This window comes from Zwartia panacis, from assembly GCF_030410395.1.
Lineage (GTDB): Bacteria > Pseudomonadota > Gammaproteobacteria > Burkholderiales > Burkholderiaceae_B > Zwartia > Zwartia panacis.
In genome coordinates this window covers 1-2807 of sequence record NZ_JAUHHF010000026.1, presented here as the reverse complement: position 1 = coordinate 2807, position 2807 = coordinate 1, and the positions used below count along the sequence as shown (strand labels likewise).

At 57.7% G+C, this 2807-nt stretch carries 1 protein-coding gene and 1 pseudogene; one reads left to right on the top strand and one right to left on the bottom strand.

What is annotated here, in order from left to right:
* Nucleotides 1-872: pseudogene (locus QWY30_RS15775) on the top strand (hypothetical protein); the annotation flags it as partial.
* On the opposite strand, the gene uvrA reads toward QWY30_RS15775, so the two are convergent.
* A partial coding sequence (uvrA, locus tag QWY30_RS15770) for an excinuclease ABC subunit UvrA (RefSeq protein ID WP_290242634.1) occupies nucleotides 869-2807 on the bottom strand: 1939 nt, incomplete at its 5' end. The pseudogene QWY30_RS15775 and the gene uvrA overlap by 4 nt on opposite strands.

Genomic DNA, 2807 nt, shown 5'->3' with positions numbered 1-2807 from the left:
AGAACGTTATGACATCCACGCGTATGTATGTTTTAGCAGTCAGTATGGCGGGCATGGCTTTGTTGTCCGGTTGCGCACAACAAGCCGCCGCACCGATCAGAACAGTTGAGCGCGACAGTGCGCCAAGCGCGCCAGTCGCGATTCCTGTGGCGCCCCCAACGTCCAGCTTCGATGCCAACGCCGCTGTGCCTCCACCAGCGCCGCAGGACACGCAGACTAATTATGCGACCAGATTCCCGACCAATCCGGCGCCCACGGCACCCGCCTGGACTTCTTCACAGGACCAGATGCCCACTACCGCCGCCGCGGTGAGCTCGGGTGGTTCTCTCCCAGAGGGGGATCATCGATTGGCACTTGTTCAGGTCTGTCAGGCGAATGCCATGGGGGTCAGGAATCAATGTTTCATGGGCTTTGCCGATACCCGGCCCGGTCGCGAGGTGAGTAGTCAGGTTCAGGCCTATTACTTGTCGACGAGCGCAAGCCTCGCGCCCAAGGTTTCTTTTGACAACTATTGTTCGCCGGGCTGGCTGGCGACCGTGGTTTCATCGCAAGGCAGTGTGCAAGGCGGGGGCGTTTTGCAAACGCAAGCGGCTGTTTGTGGTCACCCTTCCGCAGGCCAAGCGTTGACGGCATTGTTCAATGCCTGCGATGCGCAGACTCAGGGCGGCTGCCGTCAATCCACTTCGATCAATGTCGCGTGGGGATATTGGGACGGCAGACAGATGCCCGGTACGGAGGCTGATGTCGGTCGTGCGTATCCCGCCGATCGTTTCGCAGAGGCGCACATCTGTAACTCAACCTTGCCCTTGCAAGAGACAGGTGTGTGTCCGTCCAGCTCAGCGGTGCCACTGCGCTTGCTTGGCTTGCCCTAAGCTTTTTTCCTGAGCGCTAAAACCTTGCCAAGGTAATGCCCGGTGTGGCTCGATGTTGTTTGAGCGATCACTTCGGGCGTGCCTTGCGCCACAATTTGTCCACCACCATTGCCACCCTCCGGGCCCATATCGATGACCCAGTCGGCGGTTTTGATGACATCGAGATTGTGTTCAATCACCACCACCGTGTTGCCTGCCTCGACGAGTTGATTCAGCACGCGCAACAGGAGTGCGATGTCGTGAAAATGCAGACCCGTGGTGGGTTCGTCCAGAATGTAGAGTGTCTGGCCTGTACTGCGTTTGGACAGCTCCAGGGATAATTTGACGCGTTGCGCTTCGCCACCCGAGAGTGTGGTGGCGCTTTGTCCGAGCCTCAGATACGAAAGGCCGACATCCATCAAGGTTTGCAACTTGCGCGCCACGGCGGGCACGGCTTCGAAATATGTCAGTGCTTGTTCAACCGTCAGTTCGAGCACTTCGTGGATGTTTCGGCCGCGGTAGCGGATCTCGAGTGTTTCTCTGTTGTAGCGTTTGCCCATGCAAACATCGCAGGGGACGTACATGTCCGGTAAAAAATGCATCTCGACTTTGACGACGCCATCGCCCTGGCAGGCTTCACAGCGCCCGCCCTTGACGTTGAAGCTGAAGCGACCCGGATCGTAACCGCGTGATCGCGCCTCCGGAACTCCCGCAAATAACTCGCGAATCGGTGTGAACATACCGGTGTAAGTTGCGGGATTGCTGCGCGGTGTGCGGCCGATCGGGCTCTGGTCTACGCTGATGATCTTATCGAAATGCTCCAAACCATTGAGCGCTGTGTAGGGTGCAGGCTCGGCTTGCGCATGGTGCAGTGCGCGCGACATGACGATTGCAAGCGTGTCGTTGATCAGCGTGGATTTACCCGAGCCGGAAACGCCAGAGATGCAGACAAACTTGCCTGCCGGAATCCGCAGATCCACTGATTTGAGGTTGTTACCTGAGCAGCCTGTCAGCTCAAGCCATTTTTGTTCGGCCTCGAGCGGGCGGCGCGTGGGGACAGCGATCTTTTGGACGCCACTCATGTACTGACCAGTGAGTGATGCAGGATTTTGTTCGATTTGCGCAGGGGTGCCTTGCGCGACGATTTGGCCACCGTGCTCACCCGCGCCCGGGCCCATGTCGACGACCCAGTCGGCTTGGCGAATCATGTCTTCATCGTGCTCGACCACAATGACACTGTTACCCAGGTCGCGCAGATGATGCAGTGTGGCGATCAGTCTATCGTTGTCGCGCTGATGCAGACCAATCGAGGGTTCGTCCAGCACATACATCACGCCTGTCAGGCCAGAACCGATCTGGCTGGCTAGACGGATACGTTGTGCTTCGCCCCCCGAGATCGTATCGGCACTGCGATCAAGGGACAGATAGTTCAGGCCCACATTGTTGAGAAAGCTCAGACGCGCTTCGATCTCGCGGACAATACGCTGAGCGATTTCCGCGCGTGCGCCGGTCAGCTTGAGGTCTTGAAACCATTTCAGGCAGGTCGAGAGTGGCTGAGCCTCGACTTCGTAAATCGCGAGCCCCTGCTCTTGCCAGTTACGGCCTTCAGGCGTGTCAAGCAGGCGTTTGGGTGGCGCGATGCGTTCATCGCCAATGCGCACATGACGGGCTTCGGCGCGCAGGCGTGAACCATGGCATTCAGGACATGTTTGAACGGCGCGATATTTGCCGAGCTCTTCGCGCACGGCCGAGGAGTCTGTTTCCTTCCAGCGACGCTCCAGATTTGGAATCACGCCTTCGAAGGCATGGCGTTTGACGGTGCTGCGACCGTTTTCATTCAAATAGAAAAAGGGAATCTCGACATCGCCAGAACCATAAAGCACGATCTGACGGATTGCCTCGGGCAAGCTTTCCCAGCTCGCCTCAATATCGAACTCATAGTGTGTCGATAAGCTC